At 38.9% G+C, this 26,670-nt stretch carries 19 protein-coding genes and 1 tRNA gene; 12 read left to right on the forward strand and 8 right to left on the reverse strand.

Going from position 1 to position 26,670, the window contains the following annotated elements; genetic code table 11:
* Nucleotides 1–99: 99 nt before the first annotated feature.
* From IQ215_RS12890 to IQ215_RS12900, 3 genes are all read left to right on the forward strand, one after another.
* On the forward strand, nt 100–450 hold the full coding sequence (locus IQ215_RS12890) for a HepT-like ribonuclease domain-containing protein (RefSeq protein ID WP_193801821.1): 351 nt from the start codon (nt 100–102) through the stop codon (nt 448–450).
* Nucleotides 451–514: 64 nt separating this feature from the next.
* Complete coding sequence (locus IQ215_RS12895) at nt 515–3,562, forward strand: type I restriction endonuclease subunit R (protein WP_193801822.1); 3,048 nt, start codon at nt 515–517, stop codon at nt 3,560–3,562.
* Between the two features lie 227 nt (nt 3,563–3,789).
* Nucleotides 3,790–6,420 carry a TIGR03960 family B12-binding radical SAM protein gene (locus IQ215_RS12900; RefSeq protein ID WP_193801823.1) on the forward strand — a complete coding sequence of 877 codons (2,631 nt, stop codon included), beginning with the start codon at nt 3,790–3,792 and terminating at the stop codon, nt 6,418–6,420.
* A gap of 425 nt (nt 6,421–6,845) precedes the next feature.
* On the opposite strand, the gene IQ215_RS12905 is transcribed toward IQ215_RS12900, so the two are convergent.
* Nucleotides 6,846–6,917 (reverse strand) — tRNA-Val (locus IQ215_RS12905).
* A 50-nt stretch (nt 6,918–6,967) separates the two neighbouring features.
* Between IQ215_RS12905 and IQ215_RS12910 the strand changes: the two genes are divergently transcribed.
* Nucleotides 6,968–7,549 carry a metal-binding protein gene (locus tag IQ215_RS12910; RefSeq protein ID WP_193801824.1) on the forward strand — a complete coding sequence of 194 codons (582 nt, stop codon included), beginning with the start codon at nt 6,968–6,970 and terminating at the stop codon, nt 7,547–7,549.
* A 232-nt stretch (nt 7,550–7,781) separates the two neighbouring features.
* On the opposite strand, the gene IQ215_RS12915 is transcribed toward IQ215_RS12910, so the two are convergent.
* Both IQ215_RS12915 and IQ215_RS12920 read right to left on the reverse strand, forming a co-directional pair.
* Complete coding sequence (locus IQ215_RS12915; protein ID WP_193801825.1) at nt 7,782–9,302, reverse strand: class I SAM-dependent methyltransferase; 1,521 nt, start codon at nt 9,300–9,302, stop codon at nt 7,782–7,784.
* Between the two features lie 32 nt (nt 9,303–9,334).
* Nucleotides 9,335–10,126 (reverse strand): type 1 glutamine amidotransferase, encoded by a 792-nt coding sequence (locus IQ215_RS12920; protein ID WP_193801826.1) that lies wholly within the window; start codon nt 10,124–10,126, stop codon nt 9,335–9,337.
* A 232-nt stretch (nt 10,127–10,358) separates the two neighbouring features.
* Here IQ215_RS12920 and IQ215_RS12925 point away from each other — a divergent pair, with 232 nt between their 5' ends.
* Nucleotides 10,359–12,038 carry a transglutaminase-like domain-containing protein gene (locus IQ215_RS12925; protein ID WP_193801827.1) on the forward strand — a complete coding sequence of 560 codons (1,680 nt, stop codon included), beginning with the start codon at nt 10,359–10,361 and terminating at the stop codon, nt 12,036–12,038.
* A gap of 260 nt (nt 12,039–12,298) precedes the next feature.
* Nucleotides 12,299–13,357: an N-acetyl-gamma-glutamyl-phosphate reductase gene (gene argC, locus IQ215_RS12930; protein WP_193801828.1), complete on the forward strand. Its 1,059-nt coding sequence runs from the start codon at nt 12,299–12,301 to the stop codon at nt 13,355–13,357.
* 321 nt (nt 13,358–13,678) lie between these two features.
* Here argC and IQ215_RS12935 read toward each other — a convergent pair whose 3' ends face one another.
* Nucleotides 13,679–14,470: an aminotransferase class IV gene (locus IQ215_RS12935; RefSeq protein ID WP_347239036.1), complete on the reverse strand. Its 792-nt coding sequence runs from the start codon at nt 14,468–14,470 to the stop codon at nt 13,679–13,681.
* 9 nt (nt 14,471–14,479) lie between these two features.
* Nucleotides 14,480–15,991, reverse strand: a complete 1,512-nt coding sequence (locus IQ215_RS12940; protein ID WP_193801829.1) for a serine/threonine-protein kinase — start codon at nt 15,989–15,991, stop codon at nt 14,480–14,482.
* Between the two features lie 374 nt (nt 15,992–16,365).
* On the opposite strand from IQ215_RS12940, the gene IQ215_RS12945 reads away from it, so the two are divergent.
* Nucleotides 16,366–17,145 (forward strand): PspA/IM30 family protein, encoded by a 780-nt coding sequence (locus IQ215_RS12945; protein WP_193801830.1) that lies wholly within the window; start codon nt 16,366–16,368, stop codon nt 17,143–17,145.
* 69 nt (nt 17,146–17,214) lie between these two features.
* Here IQ215_RS12945 and IQ215_RS12950 read toward each other — a convergent pair whose 3' ends face one another.
* Entirely contained in the window at nt 17,215–18,300 is a 1,086-nt protein-coding gene (locus tag IQ215_RS12950; protein WP_193801831.1) for a linear amide C-N hydrolase, read from the reverse strand.
* A 179-nt stretch (nt 18,301–18,479) separates the two neighbouring features.
* Between IQ215_RS12950 and IQ215_RS12955 the strand changes: the two genes are divergently transcribed.
* From IQ215_RS12955 to IQ215_RS12965, 3 genes are all read left to right on the forward strand, one after another.
* Nucleotides 18,480–19,325 (forward strand): mechanosensitive ion channel family protein, encoded by an 846-nt coding sequence (locus tag IQ215_RS12955; RefSeq protein WP_193801832.1) that lies wholly within the window; start codon nt 18,480–18,482, stop codon nt 19,323–19,325.
* 9 nt (nt 19,326–19,334) lie between these two features.
* The gene (locus tag IQ215_RS12960; protein WP_193801833.1) at nt 19,335–19,769 is read left to right on the forward strand and encodes a YidH family protein; all 435 of its coding nucleotides are present in this window, start codon (nt 19,335–19,337) and stop codon (nt 19,767–19,769) included.
* 75 nt (nt 19,770–19,844) lie between these two features.
* The gene (locus IQ215_RS12965; protein ID WP_193801834.1) at nt 19,845–20,042 is read left to right on the forward strand and encodes a hypothetical protein; all 198 of its coding nucleotides are present in this window, start codon (nt 19,845–19,847) and stop codon (nt 20,040–20,042) included.
* A gap of 310 nt (nt 20,043–20,352) precedes the next feature.
* Here the strand turns inward: IQ215_RS12965 and IQ215_RS12970 are convergent, their stop codons facing one another.
* Both IQ215_RS12970 and trmD read right to left on the reverse strand, forming a co-directional pair.
* Nucleotides 20,353–21,936, reverse strand: a complete 1,584-nt coding sequence (locus IQ215_RS12970) for a trypsin-like peptidase domain-containing protein (protein WP_193801835.1) — start codon at nt 21,934–21,936, stop codon at nt 20,353–20,355.
* 71 nt (nt 21,937–22,007) lie between these two features.
* Nucleotides 22,008–22,697, reverse strand: a complete 690-nt coding sequence (trmD, locus tag IQ215_RS12975) for a tRNA (guanosine(37)-N1)-methyltransferase TrmD (RefSeq protein ID WP_193801836.1) — start codon at nt 22,695–22,697, stop codon at nt 22,008–22,010.
* A 189-nt stretch (nt 22,698–22,886) separates the two neighbouring features.
* On the opposite strand from trmD, the gene IQ215_RS12980 reads away from it, so the two are divergent.
* Nucleotides 22,887–23,705: a cyanophycinase gene (locus IQ215_RS12980; protein WP_193801837.1), complete on the forward strand. Its 819-nt coding sequence runs from the start codon at nt 22,887–22,889 to the stop codon at nt 23,703–23,705.
* Nucleotides 23,706–23,840: 135 nt separating this feature from the next.
* Nucleotides 23,841–26,453, forward strand: a complete 2,613-nt coding sequence (gene cphA, locus IQ215_RS12985) for a cyanophycin synthetase (RefSeq protein ID WP_193801838.1) — start codon at nt 23,841–23,843, stop codon at nt 26,451–26,453.
* The last annotated feature ends 217 nt before the right edge of the window (nt 26,454–26,670 follow it).

Raw genomic sequence — 26,670 nt, forward strand, 5'->3', positions numbered from 1 at the left:
AATTTTATTTAGAAGAATTATTTAACAAATCAGTGGACTTAGTTATAAAAGAAGATTTAAAGCCCATAATTAGAGAAGAAGTAATTAAGGAGGCGATTTATGTCTCGTAGTCTTACCCTTTATTTAAGAGATATTATTACCAGTATTGATAAAATAAAAAAATATACATTGAATTTAACTTATGAGGAATTATTAGAAGACGAAAAAACCCTTGAATCTGTCGTATATAATTTAATGATTATAGGAGAAGCAACAAAGAAAATTCCTTCAGCAATAAGAATCAAATATTCATATATCGAGTGGCAAAAAATAGCAGGATTAAGAGATTTTATCGCCCATGCTTATTTTTCTATTAATATCAATATTGTTTGGAATGTTATTCATACAAAACTAGACGATTTAAAATTATGTGTCCAACAAATTATCAACAATGAAACACTAGATATTTAGACCATTTGCTATCAAAAACAATTTTCTTGATATGATTAAATTATCCTTAAAATAATGTTAGCCCATGGTAAGCAAAACCAATGAAAAAGCCCTCGAAGACTTAATACAAGAGTGCCTCATCAATCAACAAAGCTATCACCTCGGAGAAAATAAAGACTTTAACCCCCAAATCGCCCTAGATACCGCTAAACTATGGCAATTCCTAGAAACCACCCAACCAGAAGAATTAGAGAAGCTCAAATATAATCCCGACTGGCAGAAATTAATATTAGATAGGATAGATCGGAAAATCAAGAAAAATAGCATCCTACACCTGCTCAAAAAAGGCTTAGACATCGACTCAGCGCACCTTACCCTATTTTATAGCCAACCCTACAATGACTTAAACCCCCAAATCCAAGCCAACTTTAACCAAAATATCTTTTCCGTCACCCGTCAAATTCACTTCTCCACCACCGATACCGCCCTATCCATCGACTTAGTAATATTTATCAACGGCTTACCCATCATCACCATTGAACTAAAAAACCAATGGACAAATCAAACCGTTTACGATGCCAAAAAACAATACTGCCAAAGGGATTACCAACAACCCTTATTAAACTTCGGACGCTGTTTAGTACATTTCGCCGTTGATACCGACGAAGTATGGATGACAACCCGACTCAATGGCAAAAGCACCTACTTTCTCCCCTTCAACCAAGGAAACAACAACGGTAAAGGCAACCCCATCAACCCCCATGGACATAAAACTAGCTACCTCTGGGAAGATATTTTCAGCCGAAGTAGTTTAGCCAATATCCTCGAACACTTCGTTTTATTAGAAGGTAAACCCAAAGATGCCCTTAAAGATAAAACCCTTATCTTCCCCCGTTACCACCAACGAGACGTAGTTAATAAAATCCTCCTCGATGCAAAGGTTAAGGGCACAGGTAAAACCTATCTAATTCAACATTCCGCAGGTTCAGGAAAATCCAACTCCATCACATGGTTAGCCTTCCAACTAATCCAACTCTATTCCCTGAACAAAGTTAATAACCAATCATCCATAGCCAGTAAATCCATTAACTCAGAGAAAAACTACACCTCAACAAACAAAGAAATTCCGTGGGATGAACCCTTATTTAACTCAGTCATAGTAGTAACCGATAGAACAAACTTAGATAGACAACTACGGGATAACATCAAAGACTTTTCCGAAGTTAAAAACATTATCGCCCATGCCAACCGCTCAGAAGATCTTAAAAACGCCCTTGAGTCAGGCAAAAAAATCATTATTACTACCATCCAAAAATTTAGATTTATCGTCGAAGGCATAGAAGGATTAAGTAACAAACGCTTTGCCGTCATCATTGATGAAGCCCACTCCAGTCAAAGCGGTAGTTCAGCTGATACCCTTAATATGACCTTGAATAGTCACTCAGAAGACGATAACCCCCCCGACAATCAAGATCAAATCTTAGAGGTGATGAATAATCGCAAACTCAGTCAAAACGCCTCTTATTTTGCCTTTACCGCCACTCCCAAAAATAGTACCCTAGAAAAGTTTGGTGTCAAACAAAACGATGGTAGCTTTCTCCCCTTCCACCTCTACTCCATGAAACAGGCTATTGAAGAAGGATTTATCCTTGATGTCTTGGCAAACTATACCACCTATAAAAGCTATTACGAGATTCAAAAATCCATTGCCGATAACCCCGAATTTGATACCAGTAAAGCCCAGAAAAAGATTAAAGCCTTTGTGGAAGGACATCGCAAAACCATCGCCACCAAAGCTGAAATCATGGTTAATCATTACCTTGAAAATGTGGTTAAACCCAAAAAAATGAAAGGGGAAGCGAGGGCTATGGTAGTAACCAAAAATATTACCACTGCCATTATTTATTACCAAGAAATACAAAGGCTACTCAAAGAGAATAACGCCGATTTTCAAGCCATGGTAGCCTTTTCAGGGAAAAAGAAAGTAAATGGTATCGAACACACCGAGGAGAGCTTAAATGGCTTTCCTAGTAAGGATATAGAGGGTAAATTACGCACCGATGATTACCGCTTGTTGGTGGTAGCTAATAAGTTTTTAACGGGCTTTGACGAACCTTTGTTACACACCATGTATATCGATAAGAAATTAAGAGGAGTATTAGCAGTACAAGCCCTATCCCGTCTCAATCGCTGTAATAATAGAATGGGTAAGAATGATACCTTTATCCTTGATTTTGTCAATAGTACCACGGATATAAAACAAGCCTTTGACCCCTTTTATACTGCCACTAGCCTCACTGAACCTACTGATATAAATGTACTGCATGATTTAAAGGAAAGTTTGGATGAATTGGGGATATATGAACAGGAGGAGGTAAACCAGTTTAATCAGTTATTTTTCAATGGGGTGGAAGCCCAACAACTCAGCCCGATTATTGATACGGCTTCTCAAAGGTTTAATTCTGATTTACAGCTAACGGAGGAAGATAAAATTGATTTTAAAGTTAAGGCAAAGCAGTTTGTGAAGGTATATGCCCAATTGGCTTGTTTGATTCCTTTTAATAATTTGGATTGGGAAAAGCTGTATTGGTTTTTAAAGTTTCTTATCCCCAAATTAATGGTTAAAAATCCCCAAGAAGCTCAACAGGATGAGTTACTTAATAGTATTGATTTGACTACCTATGGCATTGAAAGGGTTAGTCTTAATAGTCAAATTATGCTCACCGATGACACTAGCGAGTTAAAACCCCAAAACCCTAACCCAAGGGGATACCACGGGGAAGAAAAGGAATATAACACCCTTGAGGAGATTATCAATAGTTTTAACCAAGCCTATTTCGGACAATGGGAGGCATCCCCCGAGGAGCAAAGAATCAAGTTAGTTAATATTGCTCAAAATGTGGCTCGTAATCCTGATTATCAAACTCAAGTGGTTGATAACCCAGATGCTCAAAATAGTCGCTTGGCGATCGCCCATCTAATCAAACAAGCCGTTAACCAAGAAAGACGGAAGGAGTTAAGTTTATATAAAAATTACTCCCAAGATCCCGATTTTCAAAAAGCCTTTGAGAATAGTATTATGCGTATCCTAGAAATGTATGTTGCTGAATCAAATACCGAAATAGGTGCATAAATTTATTTGATTTTAGACTACCAATAGTTACAAAAAAATAGTTAGTTATTATGTCCATAATATTTTTTATTTATCGCTTTTATCTTGGAAAATTATAGATAAAATTTAATAATATTTTTTATGTTTTAATAGAACATTAAATCCCATAACTCATTACTCTTTTATTACTTCCTAAGACAGAGTATAATAATAAAAATGATGTTTATTTAATAACTGATTTATTTAAAATGCCGATCGCACCTAGTACCAGTATTAAACCAGAAAATTTAATCACCCCAGACATCTTTAAACCAGCCCGTTATTTAGGTAACGAATTGGGTTCAAAACATAAAGATTGGGAAAGCGCGTCGGTGCGTTGGGTGTTGACATACCCCGAAGTGTACGAAGTGGGAGCGTCAAACCTTGGGCATATTATTCTCTACAATATTATCAATGCTCAACCACGGCAAATGTGCGATCGCGCCTACCTTCCTGCCCCCGACTTATCCCAAAAAATGAGGGATACCCATACCCCCCTTTTCGGACTAGAAACCAAAAGAGATGTCAAAGAGTACGATATATTAGGATTTAGCCTCAGTTACGAACTAGGCGCAACAAATATCCTCGAAATGCTCAGCCTTGCCCATATTCCCCTCACCTGGCAAGAAAGAAAAGACACCGATTACCCCCTCATCTTTGCAGGGGGGCAAACTGCCACCTCAAACCCCGAACCCTATGCCGATTTCTTCGACTTTGTCGCCCTAGGTGATGGGGAAGAATTATTACCCGAAATTGGTTTAGTCATTGAAGAAGGAAAGAGAGAAGGTTTAACTAGAACAGAATTACTACTAGATCTTGCCCAAGTGCCAGGGGTATATGTACCGCAATTCTATGATATGCAACCCGATGGCAGTGTGAAGCCCAACCGTGATGATGTACCCGAGAGGGTTTTACGCAGGGTAGCCACCCCCATCCCAGCCTATTCTATCGGTTTAGTTCCCTATGTGCAAACCGTCCACGATCGCCTTACAGTGGAAATCCGCAGGGGTTGTACGAGGGGATGTCGCTTTTGTCAACCAGGGATGTTAACCCGCCCTGCCAGGGATGTAGAACCCGAAGCGGTGGTTGATAGTATTGTAGATGGTATGAAGGCCACGGGTTTTAATGAGTTTTCTTTATTATCCCTCAGTTGTTCCGATTATCTTTCCTTACCTTCCGTGGGTATTGAAATCAAAAACCGTCTCAAGGATGAAAATATCTCCCTATCTTTACCCAGTCAGAGGGTGGATCGTTTTGATGAAAACATTGCTAATATTATCGGTGGTACTCGTAAAACAGGGTTAACTTTCGCCCCCGAAGCAGGTACGCAGCGAATGCGGGATATTATCAATAAGGGTTTAACCAACGAGGAGTTATTGCGGGGTATTCAAACCGCCGTGAGTGAAGGTTGGAATCAGGTAAAACTTTATTTTATGATTGGTTTACCGGGGGAAACCGATGAGGATGTGTTGGGGATTGTAGAAACGGTGAAATGGTTGCGTCAAGAATGCCGTCACCTCAGCAATAAACGCCTTAATTTTAATATCACCATCTCCAACTTTACCCCCAAACCCCATACCCCTTTCCAGTGGCATTCTGTTTCTACCTCGGAATTTTTACGCAAACGGGATTTACTCAAGGATGCTTTTTATCCTGTCAGGGGAGTAAAAGTAAATTATACCGATGTGCGCATCTCTGCCATTGAGGATTTTGTGGGTAGGGGCGATCGCACCTTAGCCCCTGTAGTCCGCCGTGCGTGGGAATTAGGTGCAGGGATGGATTCCTGGTGGGAAAGCATAGACAAGGCTTATCAGGCATGGGAAACCGCCATTGAGGAAGCAGGATTAACATGGAAATATCGCAAAATAGAAAGCGGTGAATGGAATATCTTTGATGCTCAAAATCCAGAGGAAAATCAGAATACCATCAACTATTATGCCCCCTTACCATGGGATCATTTAGACACAGGCATTGATAAACAATGGCTCAAAGAAGACTTAGAAAAAGCCTTAGCAGAAGCCACCGTGCCAGATTGTGCCTTTGATGGTTGTAGCAGTTGCGGTGTTTGTAGCCCCGATTTTGGTCATAATATCGTGGTTACCCCTCCCCCCATTCCCGACTATGTGGGCAACTTCAAACCCAACCAAGAAAAAGCCCAACGAATTCGAGTCTGGTTTGGTAAACAGGGCGACATGGCATTGGTTAGTCATCTTGATTTAGTACGCCTGTTTGATCGCGCCGTCAGACGCGCAAGTTTGCCCATTTCCTATACAGGGGGATTCCACCCTGGCCCCAAAATTTCCATTGCCCTCGCCTTATCCTTGGGCATGACAAGTAACGGTGAGATTGTCGATTTTGAAAACCATACCCGCATTGATATTGATGAGTTTGTGGAAAAACTACAAGGCCAACTTCCCCCTGAGTTACCTTTGATGAAAGTGGAAGAATTACCCCTTAAATCTCCTAAAGCGACTCAAATATTAGATACTGCACAATATTTCGTTACCCTTTCGGCGGAAAAAACTATTAACCTTAATCGGTGGGAAAGTTGGATAAATGAAGTAAATAATTCCACGGAAATATTAATAGAAAAAACAGCTAAAAAAGGAAAAAAAAGGATGATTAACTTAAGGGCTAATTTAAACGATTTATCTTTAGTTAAAGATAGCTATAATGATGACACTGTTACGATTAAATATACTGGTAGTGCCAAAAATGACGGTTCTTTATTAACCCCTGATCATCTTTGTTATATGTTAGAACAGGTAAGTTCTGAAAACTTAAACATAATTAAAGCACACAGAGAAAATATCCTACTAACAGATCATATTACCCAATAATATTAAGTTCACTAAATTCGTTATCAATAGATTATATCTTTGTACCCCCACCGTGTAATTTATTACACGGCTAACGGTGGTTTGTTCAATAAATTGAACTAAAATCACCTGAGTTTGGGATAACATTTTCTGGTTAAGACAGGGAATGGGCAATAGGCAAAAGATATTAATTGTTTATGATCAATTGTTTACACGGTGCATAATAGTAAACCTTACAAATTTAATTTGGTATCACATTGTAATTAAGCAACATCACACCTCTAACTTACACCCCAAAACTTGTGCTACTCATAACCCGTTATCTCGAATTAAGGTTAGTTAATCAATTTAATATCCTTGAATATCTCTATCCCAAATTGAGTACATTCAAAAACCAAAAAACTCCCCATCAATCTAACATTGTTAGTGATAAGGAGTTAAGAGAATGGGCGATACTGGATTTGAACCAGTGGCATCCTGCTTGTAAGGCAGGCGCTCTACCGCTGAGCTAATCGCCCTTGTTTCGTTCACCTTTATAAGTATAACAACTCTTTTTAAAAAATGCAACATGACTTCAGGAAAAAATCATGATCGAATTACTTGGCTTTGTTTACCATGGATTTTCATTGGTACTATTATAGCTTCAAAAGACCTTCTGACAGGGTTTGTAGTGGCTTCAGGATTTTTATTTAGTGGATTAATGTTTGGTCCTGATTTAGATATTTATTCCGTGCAATTTAAAAGGTGGGGATATTTTAAGTTTATTTGGCTACCCTATCAAAAATATTTGCCCCATCGTTCCTTTTTTTCCCATGGTTTTATCATTGGCACGGTGATTCGCAGTTTATATCTTTGTTTTATCTTACTATTAGTTGGTTTGATTTTAGGGGCGATCGCCCTTATGATTTCCCCCGAGATATGGCAAGACACCGTTAATAACCTAGCTGTAATAGGGCAAGTTTATCTAAAAGAAATTATCGCCCTTTTTATCGGCTTAGAATTAGGGGCTATGAGTCATTATTTAGCCGACATCATCGACTCATGGTTAAAAAAACGTCAGAAGAAAAAAACCACCCGAAAACCAAAACGAAGAATTAAAAAAACGACTGCCAAAAAGCCTTCAGCCAAAAGAAAAGTTAATCGAAGATGAAGGGAAATAAACAATAAGTAATTACTTACAATATACTGTAGTTCAATTTATTGAACGAACTACCGTTAGCCGTGTAATTTATTACACGGTGAGGCAACTGCGAAAATGCAATCTATTTATAGTTATATAAAATACTTAAATGTTTACGAAAAATAAAACCTCTCAAATAAAATCCCAGCCTAATTAACCTCAATTTAGGTTAAAACCCTTGACCATTCCTAGTATAGAAAGGTTAATCGATGCCCAACTTTTTTAAAGTATCAAGACGACTACCATAAAAATCCTTCGCCACACCTTCAATATAAGCAATATTTTCTTGGGGAGTTTGCAAAACCTGATTATCCTTCACTAATCTTTTACCCTGCTTAGAAAAAATATCCCATAGAAACTTAACAGGATTCTTATCCTTTCCCTTAGCATACATCAACAACTGCTCCAAAGAATTAACCGCAACTCCCGTGCCAATTAAAGGAGAAGCCAGATAAGCCATTTCGTCAGTAATAAAAGCCCTTTCCTGAATAGCCCTATTAAAAGCATCCGTGGATAACTTGCGCCGTTGACAGGTGTCATCATCCACCGCAGGATGAATATAACCCAACCCAGTCAAAACAATTAAAGCCTGGTAGATATTATTTACTGCAATTTTTTTCACCGCCCCATCATTTTGTAATTGTGCCATAGTTAAAGGCGACTTACTTAAAGCATTAATAATAGGGATATAAATTTCCTCCTGTAAACTAACTTCGCCCACAGAAAAAGTATGCTTTAACTTAATGCTATCTATCGCCACCATTAAAGCATAACGAAAACCATTCATAATATTAACTTGCTCCGCCGCCATCATATCAAGTTTACCCTTAGCAAAAATATCTCGGCGAAACTGAGTATTCAAACAAAAATCCCTTACCACTTCCTTATAAGTGGCATCCTTTATCTGAGATAAAATCTTTCGGGCATCAGCAGAAAAATTCAAGACATCAATATTATCCAAAACCTGTGCCGAAGCCACATAACTTAATTTAGCTTCTTGCAATTCTTGCGCCACTTGGTCAAAATAAAAACTATTCCATTGCTCATTAAAATATTCATGGGCTAGATAATGGCGGTTTTGGGATTTCAAATTCTCAAATCTTGTTTTCAGGGAAGGATTTTGCAGAAAATATCCAGCATTGGCATTCATTAAACTTTCCGTAAAATTTAAAGCCTCCTCTACACTTTCTAAAATAGGGGCCGAAGAATGTTGACGGTGTTTTAACATCAACCCTTGCATGGCCATGGCAGTTGACCAACCAGGTAAGGTATTGTAGGAAATATAAACAATGCCTCCCACTTTCAATTTTTGGCGAATAAAGTCAACGATAAAACCTCTATTGTCAGCCGTAATCCAGCTGTAGATACCATGTAAAACTATAAAATCGAAGTTTGGCAAGTCTTGATGCATAAATTCGGCAAAACTATCATCAAAAAAATGTACATTGTTTGTGTTTGCCGACTCTGCTAGGGTTTTCGCCTCGAGAATATGATTAGGGTTAAAATCATTGGCATAAAATTGGGCTTCGGGATAAGCAGATGCTAAAAGATTGGTAGTATAACCTCTACCACAAGCTAACTCACAATAGGTGAAGGGTTTATTGGTATTGGGAGGGTGAATGGATTTTAATGCCGTTGCAAGAGATAATTTTAAGGGGCTTAATTCCCCGTAGAAGCCGTTGGTGTAATTAATTTCCGAAACGTAGCCTTCACTCCAAACCATAGTTATAAAATAAATAAGGTGCGCTGAATAAATTATGAGCCTATTTTTTGAATACCTAATCTTTTAAGAATAGCTTTTCTACCTTGATGGGCTAGGGTATCGTCTAAGGGGGTTAGGGTAATGGTTTCTTGATATTTATGCTCGATCGCCCTTATAATTAACCAATCCGCTAAAAAAGGATTTTTCGGTAAAAGAGGGCCATGGGCGTAAGTGGCGATCGCACTTTGATAAAAAGCCCCTTCAAAACCATCCTCCCCATTATTACCATAACCACTCAATACCTTCCCCAAGGGCGACACATCCCCCAAATAAGTTCTACCACCGTGATTCTCAAAGCCCACAACAATAGGAGATTCCCCCCCCATCATTTTTTCAATATCATCCGCCAAAGGATTCCCCACCAACTCAAAAGCCACATTACCAATACAACGGGGTACATTTTGCCCTGGATGTTTAGTTACCAAATCCAAAATCCCTAACCCCTCAATCCTTTGCCCCAAAGCAGGTTCGTAATATTTGCCCAACAACTGAGGCGAACCACAAGTAAAAACCCCAGGAGTGCCAGAATGTAGCTTTTCTTTAATAATTTCCGCCTTTTTTCCCTGCAAATCGCGCATAACAATCTCCTGTTGTCTATCTTGCGCCCCTCCTCCCACTACTAAATCAAATTTCTCAAAATTGCTTATATCCGCTTCTTGATCTAAAGGTAAAATATTTACATCCAGATTACGCCATTGACAACGTCTTTGAATACAAATTACATTACCACGATCACCATAGGTACTCATTAAATTAGGATATAACCAACCAATATTTAATTCCATCGTCAAGGACTTTTTATGCGTGAATTTAAGTTAGCATTGTATCTCGAAAAGTGTCCATGGTGATTTACTACCATCAAAAATTGTTCATCATAAGCAAATTGCCCATAAACTATTCTGTTACCCTCATGGGGTAGTTAAGATATGATGTACTAATTCCTTTAAATAATTAATTTTTCAAAACTTAAAAGTAGTTCATCCATCAAACAAATCCTTAAGGTATTTATCGGCAACCATGACCCCTAATTCTAACCCCAATCAGAAATTTTACCCCACCATTAAACCCTTAGTTGCAACCTCCCTCGATGGTATCGCTTTTAAAAATGATAGTCTATATGCGATCGACTCTCGTAATGGCTATTTATTACAGATAAATCCCCAAACCAGCGTTTCCAAAATTATCAATAGCGACTATTGGCAAGATTTTATCGGGGCTAGGGGATTATGTATTACCGACAACGAAATATGGTTTGTTACCCAAAGTAGTGTTTATTACACCCTCATTGAATGGGAAGAAAAAGAATTAAAAATCATCTCCGGCCCCAAATACTTTTTTAGTCTTGCCTATCCTAGTAACGGCATCGCCATTTGGGAAAAAACCATCTACATTACCTGTCAAAAAACAGGCACTATTGGTGTCTATAGTAAAGATGACGGACAAGAAATTACCCGTTTCTACGCCCCCGGCATCGGAGATGAAAATATTACCATCCATGGTGAAGAAATTTGGTTATGTGATAACCTTGAACAAACCGTTTATTGTCTTGATAGGGCTACAGGAAAAACTAACTACAGTATCTTAACCCCCTTTGAATCTCCCAGCGGTTTAACCTTTTATGAAGACGCAGAAACAGGGCAGAAGGTTTTATATATCGCCTATACAGACTTAGAACCTTATATAAGAGATAATCCCAACGCCGAACCTAACCACGAATTATTATACCGAGATCGTACCTTCATTCACCCATTATATTTCAAATATGATCCAGACAATAAATGCACTCTCTCCAATGGGTTTTTAATTGAAATGAGTTACCTTGAAGAAGTCTCCCCCCTCGATGAAATTCAGTTAAAAGACTTAGAATGGCGCATTGCCCTACCCACCGAAAGCCCTCGCCAAAAAATAAAAAGCATTGAGGCGGTAGGATTACCCTACATTGAAGAAGATTACTATGGAGAAAGGGTTGCACTATTTAAATTTCCTGAGTTCAATTCCCATCAACGTTATGTTTTTGGTTGGCGCGCAATTTTAGAAGTTTGGAGTATTAAACATCAAATCAGCCCCAAAGATTGTGAAAGTTTACCCCCTCTTACCCCCGAATTTGAGTCCAAATATTTAATTGATGATGATGATTTATCCATGAATACTGAAATCATTTTAAGGGCGGCAGAAGAAGCAAGGGGCAGAGAAACAAACCCTCTCAGAAAAATGTATAGTATTCGTAATTATGTTTACGATCGCCTTTCCTATGGTATAAAACCCCATATAGATACCCCTGATATTGTCTTAAAACGGGGAGTTGGTTCTTGTGGTGAGTATTTAGGCTTACTTCTTGCCCTTGCCCGTCTCAATGGTATTGCTTGTCGTACGGTAGGACGCTATAAATGTCCCCTCAAGGTACTACATTTTAATATTCCCCTAGTACCTGATTTTAACCATGTGTGGATGGAGTTTTATTTACCCAATATTGGTTGGTTGCCCATGGAGTCGAATCCCGACGATTTAGATGATGGGGGCCCCTATCCCACTCGATTTTTTATGGGTTTATCTTGGTATCATGTGGAAATGGCTAAGGATATGCCCTTTGAAACCTTAATTAGTGAGGGTTTACCCGTTAGTAAGGAAAAAACATCCATCGGCCAATTAGCTATCAATCATGTTTCGTTTACTATCCTTGAGGAATTACAACCTTAGTTGGCGTTGGTGAATTAAGGTATGATTTCTTGTTGAGGAAGGGAACAGGGAACGGGGAATAGGGAACAGTTATAATATTTAGAAGTCTCAGTTTTTTGTGTAATTCAACCATGTTTCATACTCAAAATCAGCAATGCCAATTTGTTATTTATTCATTAAGCCCTATTTAGTCATGATTTGAGGAAATTTGCCGTTCAAAAGTGCTGTTTTCGTACTAAAATTCTGCAAAAGTGGGAATTATATATTAAATCATTAAGATTATGACTGAGTCGCAAAAGGTTACTGTGGGTATTGTGGGTGCTTCTGGTTATGGTGGAGTACAGTTAATTAAGTTATTATCGGAACATCCTGCCATTGAAATTGTTTATCTGGGGGGTGATAGTAGTGCGGGAAAAGAGTATGCTGATTTATATCCCCATTTAGGTCATTTAATTAAAAATAAAATCGAGGCTATTGATTTGGATGAAATAGCTTCCCGTTGTCAGGTAGTATTTTTAGGTTTACCTAACGGTTTAGCCTGTAAGTTTACCCCTAGGTTAATTGAGAAGGGTTGTAAGGTTTTGGATTTGTCAGCGGATTATCGTTTTACTAATCTTGACACTTACAGTGCATGGTATAAAACAGAAAGGGATGACGGTGCGATCGCCTCTAATGCCGTTTATGGCTTACCAGAATTATATCGAGATCAAATTAAAAATAGTGCTCTAATCGGTTGCCCAGGATGTTACCCCACCGCAAGTTTACTCGCCCTCTCCCCCCTCATCAAACAAGGATTAATCCTACCCGAAACCATCATCATTGATGCTAAATCAGGCACATCAGGAGGGGGCAGACAAGGAAAAATTAATCTTCTTCTCGCCGAAGCTGACAATTCATTAGGTGCTTATGGTGTAGCTAAACATAGACATACCCCCGAAATCGAACAAATTTGCTCCGATTTAGCCCGTAGTGATGTGAAAGTACAATTTACACCCCATTTAATTCCCATGGTAAGGGGCATTCTTTCCACAGTTTACGCCACTTTACGAGATCCAGGATTAGTCACAGAGGATTTAATAACCATCTACAGCGCTTTTTATCGTTCATCTCCCTTTGTCAAAGTCTTACCCAGCGGTATTTATCCCCAAACTAAATGGGCTTGTGGTACTAATTTAGGTTATATTGGCATCGAGGTTGATTCGCGCACAGGTAGAGTTATTGTTATGTCTGCCATCGATAATTTAATCAAAGGACAAGCCGGACAAGCGGTTCAATGTTTAAATTTGATGATGGGGTGGGCAGAAGATTTAGGCTTACCAAAACTCGCTTTTTATCCTTAATTATTCATCTTAGGTGATTAGGTGTTAGGTAGAGTCCTTTGAAAAAATATGCTATTCTTTTTATATCAAGTTTACTTGATAGTTTATCAGTTAGAGTGAGGTTTTAGGTGATTGGGGTAAGGGGGATGAGGAGTAGGGATAATAATGGCTTATAGTAAATTCGTGAATTAAAACATATCTTAGTTCAATTTATTGAACGAACTACCGTTAGCCGTGTAATGAATTACACGGTGGGGCTGCAAAAATGCAATCTATTTATAAAGAATTATTCAAACTTGATATTAACTCACAATTTATCATTGATAATATAGCTATAGAGCTTTATATCAGGTTCATAAAAACGTTCTTTAATTGTTGTATGGCTGGGTGATAAGGGTCAAAATTGAGTATTTTTTCATTAACATTAATAGTGTGAAAAGGTACTACTTCTATTACACTATTACTATGGGCGATCGCCTCTAATTTTTCAATAAAATAGGGATTCCACACATTTTCTTTCACAGAGAAATTAGCATTTCTAATAATAACATTTCTAGCAATACCAGGCAAAATCCCTTCAGATATTAATGGCGTAAACCAATCTCCGTCCACATATCCCCACAAATTACCCGTACTTGTTTCCAACCAATTGCCATTATTATCAGTTAAAATAGCTTCTTGAAAACCATCTTTTTTAGCCTTATTTAGACTTAAAAACGGAGTCAAATAATTACCAGTTTTATGATTAGGTAAAGAGCGATTATTATGATGATCAATGATTACCTTCGCTGAAATTCCTGATTGTTGTTTCTCTTGTAAATTGTCAGGCAATGATCTGCCCAAAATTAACTCCTTACCATCGGGAAAAACAGTAACTCGTAAAACAGGATAATAATTTGTTAAATATTGAGCTTCCTTCTTGATTCTCTGCCAGTTAGGCATAATCCAATCAAAGATTTTGATACTATGGTAAGTGCGATCGCAATGGGCATCCCAATTAGTTAAAGGATGATCCAAACTCCGATCATAAACCCTCAAAGTAGTAAAAACCGTAGCCCCATACAACAACCCCAAATCATTGACAGGCAAAGAAATAACATCCCCTTCCATTAATTGACCATCAAAAAAAAACACACTTCCCCCCTACCATAAACGCTTCTTACCATCAGGAAAAACCGTAGCCCAATTAGTTTCCGCCCCCTGTAACTGCATCTCATCCAACGAAGCATCAGTCAAATTAGCACCACATAAATTCGCCTTATAAAGATTAGCTCCCTCCAAATTAGCCCCCGCCAAATTAGCATTACGTAAATCAGCATACTGCAACTCAGCCTTGAGTAAATGAGCCTTCCTCAAATTAACCCCAGCTAACCTTGCCCGACTAAAATCAGCATGGTAAAAATTAGAACCCTCTAAATTAGCCTCCTCCAAATTAGTTTTAATAAACTTAGCATGATTAAAATTTACCCGAGGTAAACTAGCCCCATTAAGATTAAAACCATTAAAACACTCATTACTAAAATCATCACGCCCCATAGCAAAAGAACTTAACAAAGTTTCAGGACTAATCTTCGTCGGTAACACAGATTTTACCTTACCCTGACGAGCTTTTCTCGCCCGAATTGCCATGGCCAAACGAGAAGCACTCGTAGAACGACTTTCACTATCTCCATGATCGTGATCATGCTCCTTCGGCTTCCCTTCAACCTTTTTAGGATTAGTAAATAACCCCTGTTGCAATTCAATATCATAGGGCATCATATCCAAATCATTAATTACCTCATCCACCATCCGATAACGATTACGTAAATCCACCTCCAACATTTGGCCAAGGATTTTCGCAAAATTCGGACTTACCTTAACTTCCTGCTCCCACAAAAGTTCCCCCGTCACCTCATCACAGGATAAATCCTTAGGAGCTTTCCCCGTCAACAAAAATAAACAAGTAGAACCAAGGGCATAAATATCACTAGAATAAACAGGACGCATAGCTAATTGTTCAGGAGGTGCAAAACCCATCGTACCCACCGCAAATTGAGTAAAAGCCGTATTACCATAATTACTAGCGGCCAACTGAGTATTTACTTGATCTTTTACCGCTCCAAAATCAATTAAAACTAACTTACCATCTTGCTCTCGGCGAATAATGTTAGCTGGTTTTATGTCTCGGTGAATCATTTTGAGGGAATGAATATATTTAAGAACAGGTAATATTTCCACTAAAAAACGTTTTGTAGCGTTTTCGCTAAAAACCCCATGCCTTTGTATTTCTTTTTGTAGGGTAATACCTTTGGCAAGGGTTTGTACCAAATAAAATTTTTTTTGATCCTCGAAATAATCAAGAAGACGGGGAATTTGAGGATGATCTATTTTACCGAGGGTTTTTGCCTCCCTTTCAAATAAATCCAATGCCATATTAAAGGTATCAGGATCTTCAGCATTAGGACGCAATTGTTTAATCACACAATAAGGATTACCAGGCAAACGTAAATCTATGCCCAAAAAGGTTGAACCAAAACCACCTTTACCAATTTTTCTCAAAGCACGATAACGATCATTTAAGACTAAATAACTACCACAAGCCTTACATTGTTTGAGGTTGGGATGATTTTCTGGTTCGGGACAGGAAGGGTTCACACAATAGCTTACAATCATTCGGTATTTCCCGTTGTTGCATTCTTGAATGGTAAAATTCCCTAAAAACTTCCATCCCGGAAATCTTAGAAATTTTTTATCATTCTAATCAAATTTTTTGAGGTTTATAAGCCCCTTTTTCATTATAACCTCAGTTCGACATAACCATTAGAACGATGGAGTGGTTTAAGGCTTGAGGTTTTGGGAATTAGTGGTTAAGTATTTAATTTTTGGTGCTAAATTATCTTGTATCAAGTATAAATAATTGAGATATTAACGTTACTTTACTTTGTTAGTACAACTGAGGTAAGGCTACTATATTATTAAGGGTAAGATAGATTAAATTACAGTTATTCAAAAGTTCACCAATATAATAGTAGAAGGTTACAGAGATTATGGGAATATTTGAGCGCCTTGGAAGAGTTGTAAAAGCTAACGTCAACGATCTCATCGATAAAGCCGAAGATCCTGAAAAAGTCTTAGAACAAAGTATTCGGGAGATGAGTGAAGACTTGATAAAAATGCGTCAAGCAGTGGCACAGGCGATCGCATCTCAAAAAAGGACAGAACAACAATATCAAAAAAATCAAGCTGAAGCCAATAAATGGCAGCAAAGAGCCCAATTAGCCTTGAGTAAAGGGGATGAAGGCTTAGCAAGAGAAGCGTTAGTACGCAAAAAATCCTTTGCAGATGTAGCGACAACCTTAAAAACTCAGCTAGACTCTCAAAGCGCTCAGGTAGATGGGTTAAGAAGAAATCTAGTAACTTTAGAAAGTAAAATTTCTGAGGCAAAAACCAAAAAAGATATGCTCAAAGCCCGTTACAGCGCGGCTAAGGCAAACCAACAACTACAAAGTACCATCAGTAATATTAATACAAGCTCTGCTAGTGCCGCTTTTGAGCGCATGGAAGATAAGGTATTACAAATGGAAGCCGTTTCGGAATCCGCTGGGGAATTAGCTGGAGTGGGAGAAGAATCCCGTTGGGCAGCTTTAGAGGGAGGATCTGATGTTGACGATGAATTAGCTTCTCTCAAACTACAAATGTCTGGAGGTTCAGAACCTAGCGCGGCTTTACCTGAAGGTCAGCCTCAAGATAGCCATGTGGCTTCTAGTGGTTCTAACAGTGCGGTGGATGATGATTTAGAAGAATTACGCCGTCAACTCAATTCTTAGAGCTTAGAAAGTCCATAAAAGACCGTTGAATTAATATTTTATGGGGGGATGCTATCCCCTCTTTTTTACTTATGGGGAAGCTGGTAAAAACTGCATCATTTCAGTGGGTTCAAATAATTCTGATGTATCCCCTGAAAAATGTTTACCGTCGGTGAGAGTTAATTTTTGGCTTGGACTTCCCGCTGATAAGTCTAAGTTAGCCATATCTACCCAAAAAACATTAGGCTGATGGGTGGATTCAAAGAAATAACGACGATTTTTTTGATCTGCTACGGTACGCCAAATGGTGGAGGAGATTTCGGGGCGCTCGGGGGTAGATATTCCCAATGGTACGGACGCATTGCGCATCACGGAAAAAACATTGGCAATGCCTTGTATGGCATCGGCGGTTTTAGGAATAGCATTAATGTAAAAGGAAGCTCGTACGAAGCGATCGCTCGGGCGATTAGTTCCTGGTAACATGGTTGTACCACCAATATTTTGCCAATAAGCATTTAATGCTCGTTGTTGCTCAAAGGGAGGAGAATTGGTCATCACCTGATAATCTGAGCTATGATGGATCTCTAGTTTACCTTCAATATATTCAAATATAGCCGAATCCCCTGTGGCATCAGAGATAGAAAGATGAACAGTTCCTTCTTTACCATCGGGAGATTGCATGGGAATAACATAAAATTCATCCTTTTCCATGGCCCTAACGGCTTCTTCTACGGTGGCAAAGTTATCTAGCATATATTGCACCCATAGGGATAAGGATATGGCTTTACGGGAGTCATCAGCACTTGGGGTGGGAAACTCTGTCTCGGTAAGGTAAAGCATATTAGCTACTAAACCCATTTCATTCATGCCATCAGCGATACCTATGTCCCACACACTAACGCCAACACTACCATATTTTGATGTCCATCTCATCGACTTATCCCCTGCGAGGCCATTTCTTTCTATACCCCTTGGAAATGCCCACAGATTACTATCCATCTGAGTAAGCCAATCCATGGTACGCCCTGTGATTACTAAATCTTCTTGTCCCATATATACGGCTCTAGTACAGGCGAGGACGGGAAGTTGGCATAAATTTAATACCAATGTTGATAGGGCGAGGGTTTTGGCTAAGTCAAAGTTATTGATCCAGTTATCAAAAAGTGATAAAACCATAGAATATTTTCTTACTATTTAATCATTGGGGGTTTATGTTTTTAGGATAGTAGTAGGATTAAATTTTTTATGGTTTATTTGGAATCATTTAATATTTTATATTTAATGGACTTCCCCTTTATTTATTCACCATAATAGTTATGAATTGACAAAAATTAATAAAATAAAAAGAAAAATTTATGGTAAAGGGTATAGGAAAATCTTTAATCTTGGCACAGACTCAAATGGCGGAGGATGTTTCTCAAGATTTAGTCACAGAATTTACCTTTGAAAAAATAATTTATGCTCTTATTGCCTTATTTTTTGCCTATGGGGCTGTTTTTTTAATTCAAAAAATTACTAATTGGATTGCGGAAAGAGTACCTCGCCGTTATCGTTTGTTAACTAAGCAATCTTTACCTTTTTGGAAAGGATTAATTTTAATTATTACCATTGCCTATCTGGTAAGACTTTTTTTTAATCTTTCTGAATCCAATTTGTTGGCCTTGACAGGTAGTATTGCTGTGGCGGTGGGTTTTGCTTTCAAGGATTATATTAGCTCTATTATTGCTGGGGTGGTTGCCTTATTTGAAAGTCCTTATCGTGTGGGCGATCGCATCCAAATCGGTGATCATTATGGAGAGGTTGTCAGCTATGGCTTACGGGGAATTCAAATTCAAACTCCCGATGATAATACCGTTACCATACCCCATAATAAAGCATGGACAGAGGCTATCTCTAATTCTAATGGAGGTAATTTAGAAGCTCAGGTTGCCACGGAATTTTTCTTTGAACATGATGCCGATGATGAGACTATTATCAATATTCTTTATCAAGCTGCCTACTGTAGTAAATATACTCAACTTAAACTGCCTATTCGTGTTTTAATGAAGGAAGAAGAATGGGGAACAAAATTTAAACTACGTTGTTATCCCATGGATGCAAGGGATGAGTTTCCCTATCAAACAGACTTAATTCGTAGGGCAAAAAAAGCGTTTGCTCGTCATAACATTGCATACCTAAAAAGATTTTCTGATTTTGAATAGGGCTTGTTTATGTCTAAGTTACCAAAAATTGACCGTCAAAGGGAACATCAAGCCAACGAGCGCACCTTTTTAGCATGGTTACGCACTTCCATTGCCCTTATCGGTTTTGGTTTTGCCCTCACTCGTTTTGGTATTTTTCTTAGACAACTCGAAATTTCCATAACAAGGGGGAGTTTTAGCCATAATGGCTTACTTAATTCAGAAAATTTGGGTATTGCCTTAGTGATATTAGGAATTTTAGTGATTGGGGTAGCCCTTTACAACTACAATCGAGCCTTTTGGCAAATTGAAAAAGGAGATTATCAACCTAATCGCTTTATGGTTTTTATGACTGCCCTTCTGGTGGTAATTGTTGGTTTTCTAAGTTTAGCGGTGATGGTGAGGCGTAATCCTTTACCTGTTTATAATCCACCTTTACCCCAAGATTATCTTGACAATGAATAGTTCGGGTTTTTTAACTTAATCAATTAAAATAATGTAGATAGTTTTTAAAATAATTTTGGTATTCTTTTTATGTATATGACCCCTAAAAGTGGTATTTTACTACTTGTTTCTTGTATAAGTGCGATCGCCTGTGTCGGCTGTGTTTTTGAGCTAAGTTCGGGAAATCCTGAATTGGGAGAAAATATTACTAACTTAATATTGGGTTTTAGTATTCCTTTAAGTATTGTCTCTTTCGTTTTTGCGGTAAAAGATGCTAGGGCTAATTCTCAGTAATTTATGTTTAATGGGCGACTATTTTTAGTCGTCTTTGCGTTACTCATTTTAGGTATGATTGTGGGAAATGGGGGAATGCTAATAAACCTCAGTTTGGGATAATGGTTGTCAGTATCATTCGGTTTTATACTAAATCTGTGAATCAAAATATACCTTAGTTCAATTTATGAAACTAACCACCATTAGCCGTGTAATTCATTACACGGTGGGGGTGAAAAGATACTGTAATTCAATAATGTTTCATACTCAAAATCAGCAATGCCATATATTTTTTGATTACTTAATATAAAATATAGTTTTTATAAATTCTCTAACCTAACACCTGATACCCGACATCTTTAATATTGAAGACGGAGTTTATCTGATTTGTTTCGAGCCAAGGTATGGAATTTGTGGAAGAAATTTCAACCCCTGATACATTTAATTGAAAATAATTTAGTAAACTGGCAAGAGAGTTATTATGATTTTGTGCTGTGGCAGAATCTGCGGGGTTAGTTAAAGAATCCGTTACATCAGATGTCTTATTTTCTAAGACTGGTTCATACATTAGAGAAGGTAAGATTAAATCGTTAATATTGCTCAAATGGGGAAATCTAGAGACAAGATTATTGATAATCTCCTGATTTGGTTCAACCGTTAGGGGTAAAAAAGTTATATCTTTTTGTTCTGTTAAGGGTAAACTAACATCGTAACCAAACATAGCTAATTCAATGTTAGTGAGTAAGTCTTTACCTTCCCTTGAATTTTCTTGTTTAGGGGCGATCGCCACTATGCCTTTATCGGTATCTTCCAAGGTAATCTGATAGTTTTCCACAGACTCAGTAAACAAAGCCAAGTCAATACCTTCCGCCCCCTCCAATCTATCATCCCCCTTGCCACCAAATAAAAGATTATCTCCCCCCACCGCCATAATTCTTTCTCGACGAAACGAACCAATAATTAAATCATTATTCTCTGAACCAACCATCGCATTTTCTGGTAGGCTATTACCTAAATTTTCCCAACCATCTTTTTTTAATTGATTTGTAATATTATTGTAAATATCCGTAGTAATTAAAATACCACTATTGCCATAATCAATGGCTAAATCTAGGGGATTTTGAATTACACTGCCAGTTATTAATCCTAAAATTCTAGGTTGATTATCCCCCTCAAGAATATGCCATACAGGGCTACCACTTTGTCCACCTTCCACATCAATGTTAAAAGAAAAATAAATAATTCTTACCAAATCAATAGATTCATTATTTTTAGGGTTTATGGTGCGATCGCCCACACGACGAATACTACCAAAATTAGGATTTTCAGGATCTAAAATTTGAGGAGACTCCACCAAAGTCCGACCATTTAATTTCTCCATGGTAGTATTATTTTCAATGGTACGGCCATCCCCCGGAAAACCCGCACTACGAATATTTAAACCCAAAGCCGAAGCAGGATCAACAAAAGTTACTATGCCCATCATATCCTCAGGGGCAACGGGCGCAGGATTATCATTGGTAGTCAGTAAAGCAATATCTTGATTAAAAGGAATTAAACCCTTAGGATTATGGGATATTTGCTCAAAACCCACTAAGTAATTAATTCCATTAACATTAGCCAAAGAATCTAATTCATTACCAATGATTCTCGAATTCAAACTCCCTTGAAAAGCACTAGGAGTAGTTCTAACCGCTGAAGGAATTCCATTATTAAAACTATAAACAAGATGAGCTGCAGTGAGAACATGATTAGGGGTTATGAGTACCCCCGAACCGATCAAATTAGCATTCCCCCCCCCATCAAACTTACTATCTACCGTGACCACAGAATTAAAAGGAAATACACTAGGATCATTGACAATGCCACGGGAATCCCCTTCAATAATGCCAATGGTAAAATTATCACTGTCCATGGTTTAACACCCTTAAATCTGAGCAATATTGAATAGATAGTCTTGCTAATTATTTAATTATAGTTTCTTTTTCAAGACTCAATATTATCTTTTTCCAGTAAATCAGGACGTTTCTTTTGGGTGGCCTCCAACTGTTTTTGATAACGCCAACGGGCGATCGCACCATGATTCCCAGAACGTAAAACCTCAGGTACTTCCCACCCCCGAAATACAGGAGGACGAGTGTAATGAGGATAATCCAATAAACCATCCTCAAAACTATCTTGATCCAAAGAAGCCTTTTTCCCCACCGTACCAGGTAAAAGCCTGACTACCCCATCAATAAGAGTTAGAGCGGGAATTTCTCCCCCCGTCAACACAAAATCCCCCAGAGAAACTTCCCTAGTTACCAAATGTTGTACTCGCTCATCAATGCCCTCATAATGACCGCAAATAAGAATCAACTGTTGATAATTGCTAGATAAATTTTTAAACAAATTTTGGTCCATCCTTTCACCCTGAGGAGTTAACATAATTACCTCACGGGGCAACAAAGGCGTAATAGACTCCACCGCCGCAAAAATAGGCTCAGGCTTCAAAACCATTCCCACTCCGCCCCCATAGGGTACATCATCCACCGTACGATGTTTATCTGTCGTAAAATCTCGAGGATTAACCAGATTTACCCTCGCAATGTCCTTTTTTAAAGCTCTACCCAATAAACTAGAATCGAGTGCCGAAGTAAAAAAATCAGGAAAAAGGGTAATAACGTTTATTTCCACAGTTGATATTATTTGATAAAGTGACCTTTGAGCTTAGAAATCAGCAGTTTTGCTCAAACTGTTAATTATTGGATATGTTACAAATTTAACCATAAAATAGTGTAGGAGATCATAAGATAGACGTTTTTGAGAGCCGAAAGAGTCTATCTGTTGGTGTAATTTTAGAAAAAGAATCAAGTAGGAATTAACATGAAGCAATATCAAAGAAGTTCAGTACTAATAATTGGAGGCGCAGAAGATAAAGTACATGGACGAGAAATTTTACAAACCTTTTGGCGTTGTGCAGGGGGCAACGATGCCATTATTGCCATAATCCCCTCCGCTTCACGAGAACCTACCATTATAGGCGATCGCTACCTAAGCATTTTCCGTGATATGGGAGTCAAAGATTTAAAAGTATTGGATGTGCGCGATCGCATCGAAGGAGAAGACAAATACTACCAAGAATATGTAGAACAATGTACCGCCGTATTCATGACAGGAGGAGATCAACTCAGACTCTGTGGTTTACTTGCTGATACTCCCCTCATGGAACGTATTCGCCAACGGGTAAAGTTAGGAGAAATCACCCTCGGAGGCACTAGCGCAGGCGCCGCCGTTATGGGACATCACATGATAGCAGGGGGGAGCAGTGGAGAATCTCCCAATCGAGCCTTAGTGGATATGGCCATGGGACTAGGTTTCATTCCCGAAATTATCGTTGACCAACATTTCCATAACCGTAACCGTATGGCAAGACTATTAAGCGCCCTTTCCAACCATCCCGAAAGAATCGGTATCGGCATCGATGAAGACACCTGCGCCCTATTTACCCCCGATGATCATTTAGAAGTTGTCGGCAAAGGTACAGTGACCATCATTGACGCCCAAGCCATGAGTTACACCAATCAAGGAAAGGTAAGCGCCGAATCCCCCCTTGCCCTTCATAACCTAAGAATTCATATACTATGCCATGGCGATCGTTATAACCGTAAAGCTCATCAACCCACCGCAGCCCTCGATAATTAAATGTCCCAATTTAGTGAGATCTTAATTATCATCAAAACATAAAAGAATGTTCACCCTGAACAGTAAAAAGTCCATAAAAAACGAGACACTTAAAAATGGCTCTCAAAATCAGTAGCGTCTAACATCAGAAATAGCATGAAAATCCTCAAAACACAAACCTTAAGGGGTCCTAACTATTGGAGTATTCGCCGACAAAAACTCATCCAAATGCGTCTCGATTTGCAAGACGTAGCCGAAAAACCATCTAATGACATTCCCGGCTTTTATGAAGGATTAGTGGAAATCCTCCCTAGTTTAATCGAACACTTTTGTTCACGGGATCATCGTGGCGGTTTCCTCGAAAGAGTCCAAGAAGGTACTTACATGGGTCATATTGTTGAACATATCGCCCTTGAACTACAAGAATTAGCAGGAATGCCCGTAGGTTTTGGACGCACCAGAGAAACCAGCACACCAGGAGTGTACAACGTAGTTTTTGAATATGTTTATGAAGAAGCAGGACGTTATGCAGGTAGAGCCGCCGTCCGATTGTGTAACTCGATTATTGAAACAGGAAGTTACCCCCCTCAAGAACTAGCCCAAGATATAGCTGACTTAAAGGATCTAAGAGCGACCTCCGCCCTTGGTCCTTCCACAGAAACCATTATCAAAGAAGCAGAAACTCGGTCTATCCCTTGGATGATGTTAAGCGCCCGTTCCATGGTTCAATTAGGCTATGGCGTTAATCAACGTCGAATTCAAGCCACCCTCACCGAGAATTCTAATATATTAGGGGTAGAATTAGCCTGTGACAAGGAAGGCACAAAAACCATGCTTCGAGATGCAGGAGTCCCCGTACCTAAAGGCACTGTAATCTACTATTTAGATGAATTAGCCGATGCCATCTATGACGTAGGGGGTTATCCCGTGGTTATTAAACCCTTAGATGGCAACCATGGTAGAGGTATCACCATTGATATAAATACCCGTGAGGATGCAGAAGATGCCTACGATTTAGCCGCCGCTGCCTCAAAAACCCGCTCAGTGATTGTGGAGAAATATTATCAAGGTAACGATCATCGTCTTTTAGTGATTAACGGTAAACTTATCGCCGTTTCCGAAAGAGTTCCAGCCCATGTTGTGGGTGATGGAAAATCTACCATCGAAGAACTGATCGAACAAACTAACTTAGATCCCAATCGGGGAGATGGTCATGACAATATCCTAACTCGTATAAGTGTCGATCGCACCTCCCTTGGTGTTCTCAAACGACAAGGTTTGGATATGGATACAGTCCTAGAAGAAGGAGAAAGAGCCTATCTACGAGCCACTGCCAACCTTAGCACGGGCGGAATAGCTATCGATCGCACCGATGATATTCATGCCAAAAATGTTTGGATAGCTGAACGAGCGGCTAAAATTATTGGACTAGATATTGCTGGAATTGATGTGGTTACCCCCGACATAACAAAACCCCTTGACGAAGTAGATGGCGTTATTGTGGAAGTTAATGCAGCCCCTGGCTTTAGAATGCACGTAGCACCCTCCCAAGGGTTACCTCGTAATGTTGCAGGTCCAGTGATAGATATGCTTTATCCTAATAATCAGCCTAGTCGAATCCCCATTCTTGCCGTCACTGGCACAAACGGTAAAACTACCACCACCCGACTCCTAGCCCATCTTTACCGTCAGACAGGGAAAGTGGTCGGTTATACCAGCACCGATGGTATCTACCTTGGAGATTATATGGTAGAAAAGGGAGACAACACCGGCCCTTTAAGTGCAGGAGTTATCTTAAAAGATCCCACCGTAGAAGTTGCCGTGCTAGAGTGCGCTCGGGGCGGGATGCTACGCTCAGGACTCGCTTTTGACAGTTGTGATGTGGGTGTAGTTTTAAATGTAGCAGCCGATCACCTTGGTTTAGGAGACATTGACACCATCGAACAAATGGCAAAGGTTAAAGGCATTATTGCCGAAGCAGTTAACCCTGATGGTTATGCAATTCTTAACGCTGATGATCCCCTCGTAGCAGAAATGGCAAAAAATGTTAAAGGTAAAATTGCATATTTTTCCATGCACGAAAATAACCCCATCATTATCGATCACCTCCGTCGGGATGGTATTGCAGCCATTTATGAAAACGGCTATCTCTCCATTTTTGAAGGGGAATGGACATTACGCATTGAAAAAGCCGAAAATATTCCCGTAACCATGAAAGGAATGGCACCATTCATGATCGCCAACGCCCTAGCCGCTTCTCTCGCTGCTTTTGTTAATGGAGTGGATATTGAACTAATTCGTCAAGGGGTGCGTACTTTTAACCCCGGAGCCGCTCAAACCCCTGGCAGGATGAATTTATTTGAGCTTGAACATTATTCTGTGTTAGTAGATTATGCTCACAATCCCGCTGGTTATGAAGCCGTCGGAGCTTTTGTACAAAATTGGCAGGGCGATCGTCTTGGTGTCATCGGTGGCCCCGGAGATAGACGAGACGAAGACTTAATGTTATTAGGAAAAATAGCAGCTAAAACCTTTGATCATATCATCATCAAGGAAGACTATGACAAAAGAGGTAGAGAAAGCGAAGAAGTTGCCGAATTAATAGTTAAAGGTATTCTTTCAGAAAATCCAGAAGCTAGTTATAACATCATTATTGATGAAATAGAAGCTATTCAAACAGGACTAGATAAAGTTAAACCAAATGGTTTAGTCGTCATTTTTCCAGAAAGCGTCAGCCGTACCATCGAATTTATAGAAAAAATAAAATAACTCTATGAATTAAAACACTAGATATATCCTCTCCAACCTATTCAAATGACTCTGTACTTCCATCTAGCAATTTTATATCTAATATGGTGGGCGATGCCCAGCGAAAAGAAAAAAAGATTGAAAGGTCAAAAGCCTTAATATGTAACAGTTGTGACAGAAGTTGAAAAAAAGTTTCGAGAAAAAGTTGCCATTTTGAGGAGAGTTAGTTATATTAGTA

The organism is Cyanobacterium stanieri LEGE 03274 (assembly GCF_015207825.1).
Classification (GTDB): domain Bacteria; phylum Cyanobacteriota; class Cyanobacteriia; order Cyanobacteriales; family Cyanobacteriaceae; genus Cyanobacterium; species Cyanobacterium stanieri_B.

Excerpts from the sequence above, each read along its gene's own strand:
- IQ215_RS12915 (WP_193801825.1), bottom strand. The coding sequence starts at position 9,302 with ATGGTTTGGAGTGAAGGCTACGTTTCGGAAATTAATTACACCAACGGC.
- IQ215_RS12940 (WP_193801829.1), bottom strand. The coding sequence starts at position 15,991 with ATGATTGTAAGCTATTGTGTGAACCCTTCCTGTCCCGAACCAGAAAAT.
- IQ215_RS12920 (WP_193801826.1), bottom strand. The coding sequence starts at position 10,126 with ATGGAATTAAATATTGGTTGGTTATATCCTAATTTAATGAGTACCTAT.
- IQ215_RS12970 (WP_193801835.1), bottom strand. The coding sequence starts at position 21,936 with ATGGACAGTGATAATTTTACCATTGGCATTATTGAAGGGGATTCCCGT.
- IQ215_RS12895 (WP_193801822.1), top strand. The coding sequence starts at position 515 with ATGGTAAGCAAAACCAATGAAAAAGCCCTCGAAGACTTAATACAAGAG.
- IQ215_RS12955 (WP_193801832.1), top strand. The coding sequence starts at position 18,480 with ATGGTAAAGGGTATAGGAAAATCTTTAATCTTGGCACAGACTCAAATG.
- IQ215_RS12900 (WP_193801823.1), top strand. The coding sequence starts at position 3,790 with ATGCCGATCGCACCTAGTACCAGTATTAAACCAGAAAATTTAATCACC.
- argC (WP_193801828.1), top strand. The coding sequence starts at position 12,299 with ATGACTGAGTCGCAAAAGGTTACTGTGGGTATTGTGGGTGCTTCTGGT.
- IQ215_RS12945 (WP_193801830.1), top strand. The coding sequence starts at position 16,366 with ATGGGAATATTTGAGCGCCTTGGAAGAGTTGTAAAAGCTAACGTCAAC.
- IQ215_RS12980 (WP_193801837.1), top strand. The coding sequence starts at position 22,887 with ATGAAGCAATATCAAAGAAGTTCAGTACTAATAATTGGAGGCGCAGAA.
- cphA (WP_193801838.1), top strand. The coding sequence starts at position 23,841 with ATGAAAATCCTCAAAACACAAACCTTAAGGGGTCCTAACTATTGGAGT.
- IQ215_RS12965 (WP_193801834.1), top strand. The coding sequence starts at position 19,845 with ATGACCCCTAAAAGTGGTATTTTACTACTTGTTTCTTGTATAAGTGCG.
- IQ215_RS12960 (WP_193801833.1), top strand. The coding sequence starts at position 19,335 with ATGTCTAAGTTACCAAAAATTGACCGTCAAAGGGAACATCAAGCCAAC.
- IQ215_RS12890 (WP_193801821.1), top strand. The coding sequence starts at position 100 with ATGTCTCGTAGTCTTACCCTTTATTTAAGAGATATTATTACCAGTATT.
- IQ215_RS12950 (WP_193801831.1), bottom strand. The coding sequence starts at position 18,300 with ATGGTTTTATCACTTTTTGATAACTGGATCAATAACTTTGACTTAGCC.
- IQ215_RS12910 (WP_193801824.1), top strand. The coding sequence starts at position 6,968 with ATGACTTCAGGAAAAAATCATGATCGAATTACTTGGCTTTGTTTACCA.
- IQ215_RS12925 (WP_193801827.1), top strand. The coding sequence starts at position 10,359 with ATGACCCCTAATTCTAACCCCAATCAGAAATTTTACCCCACCATTAAA.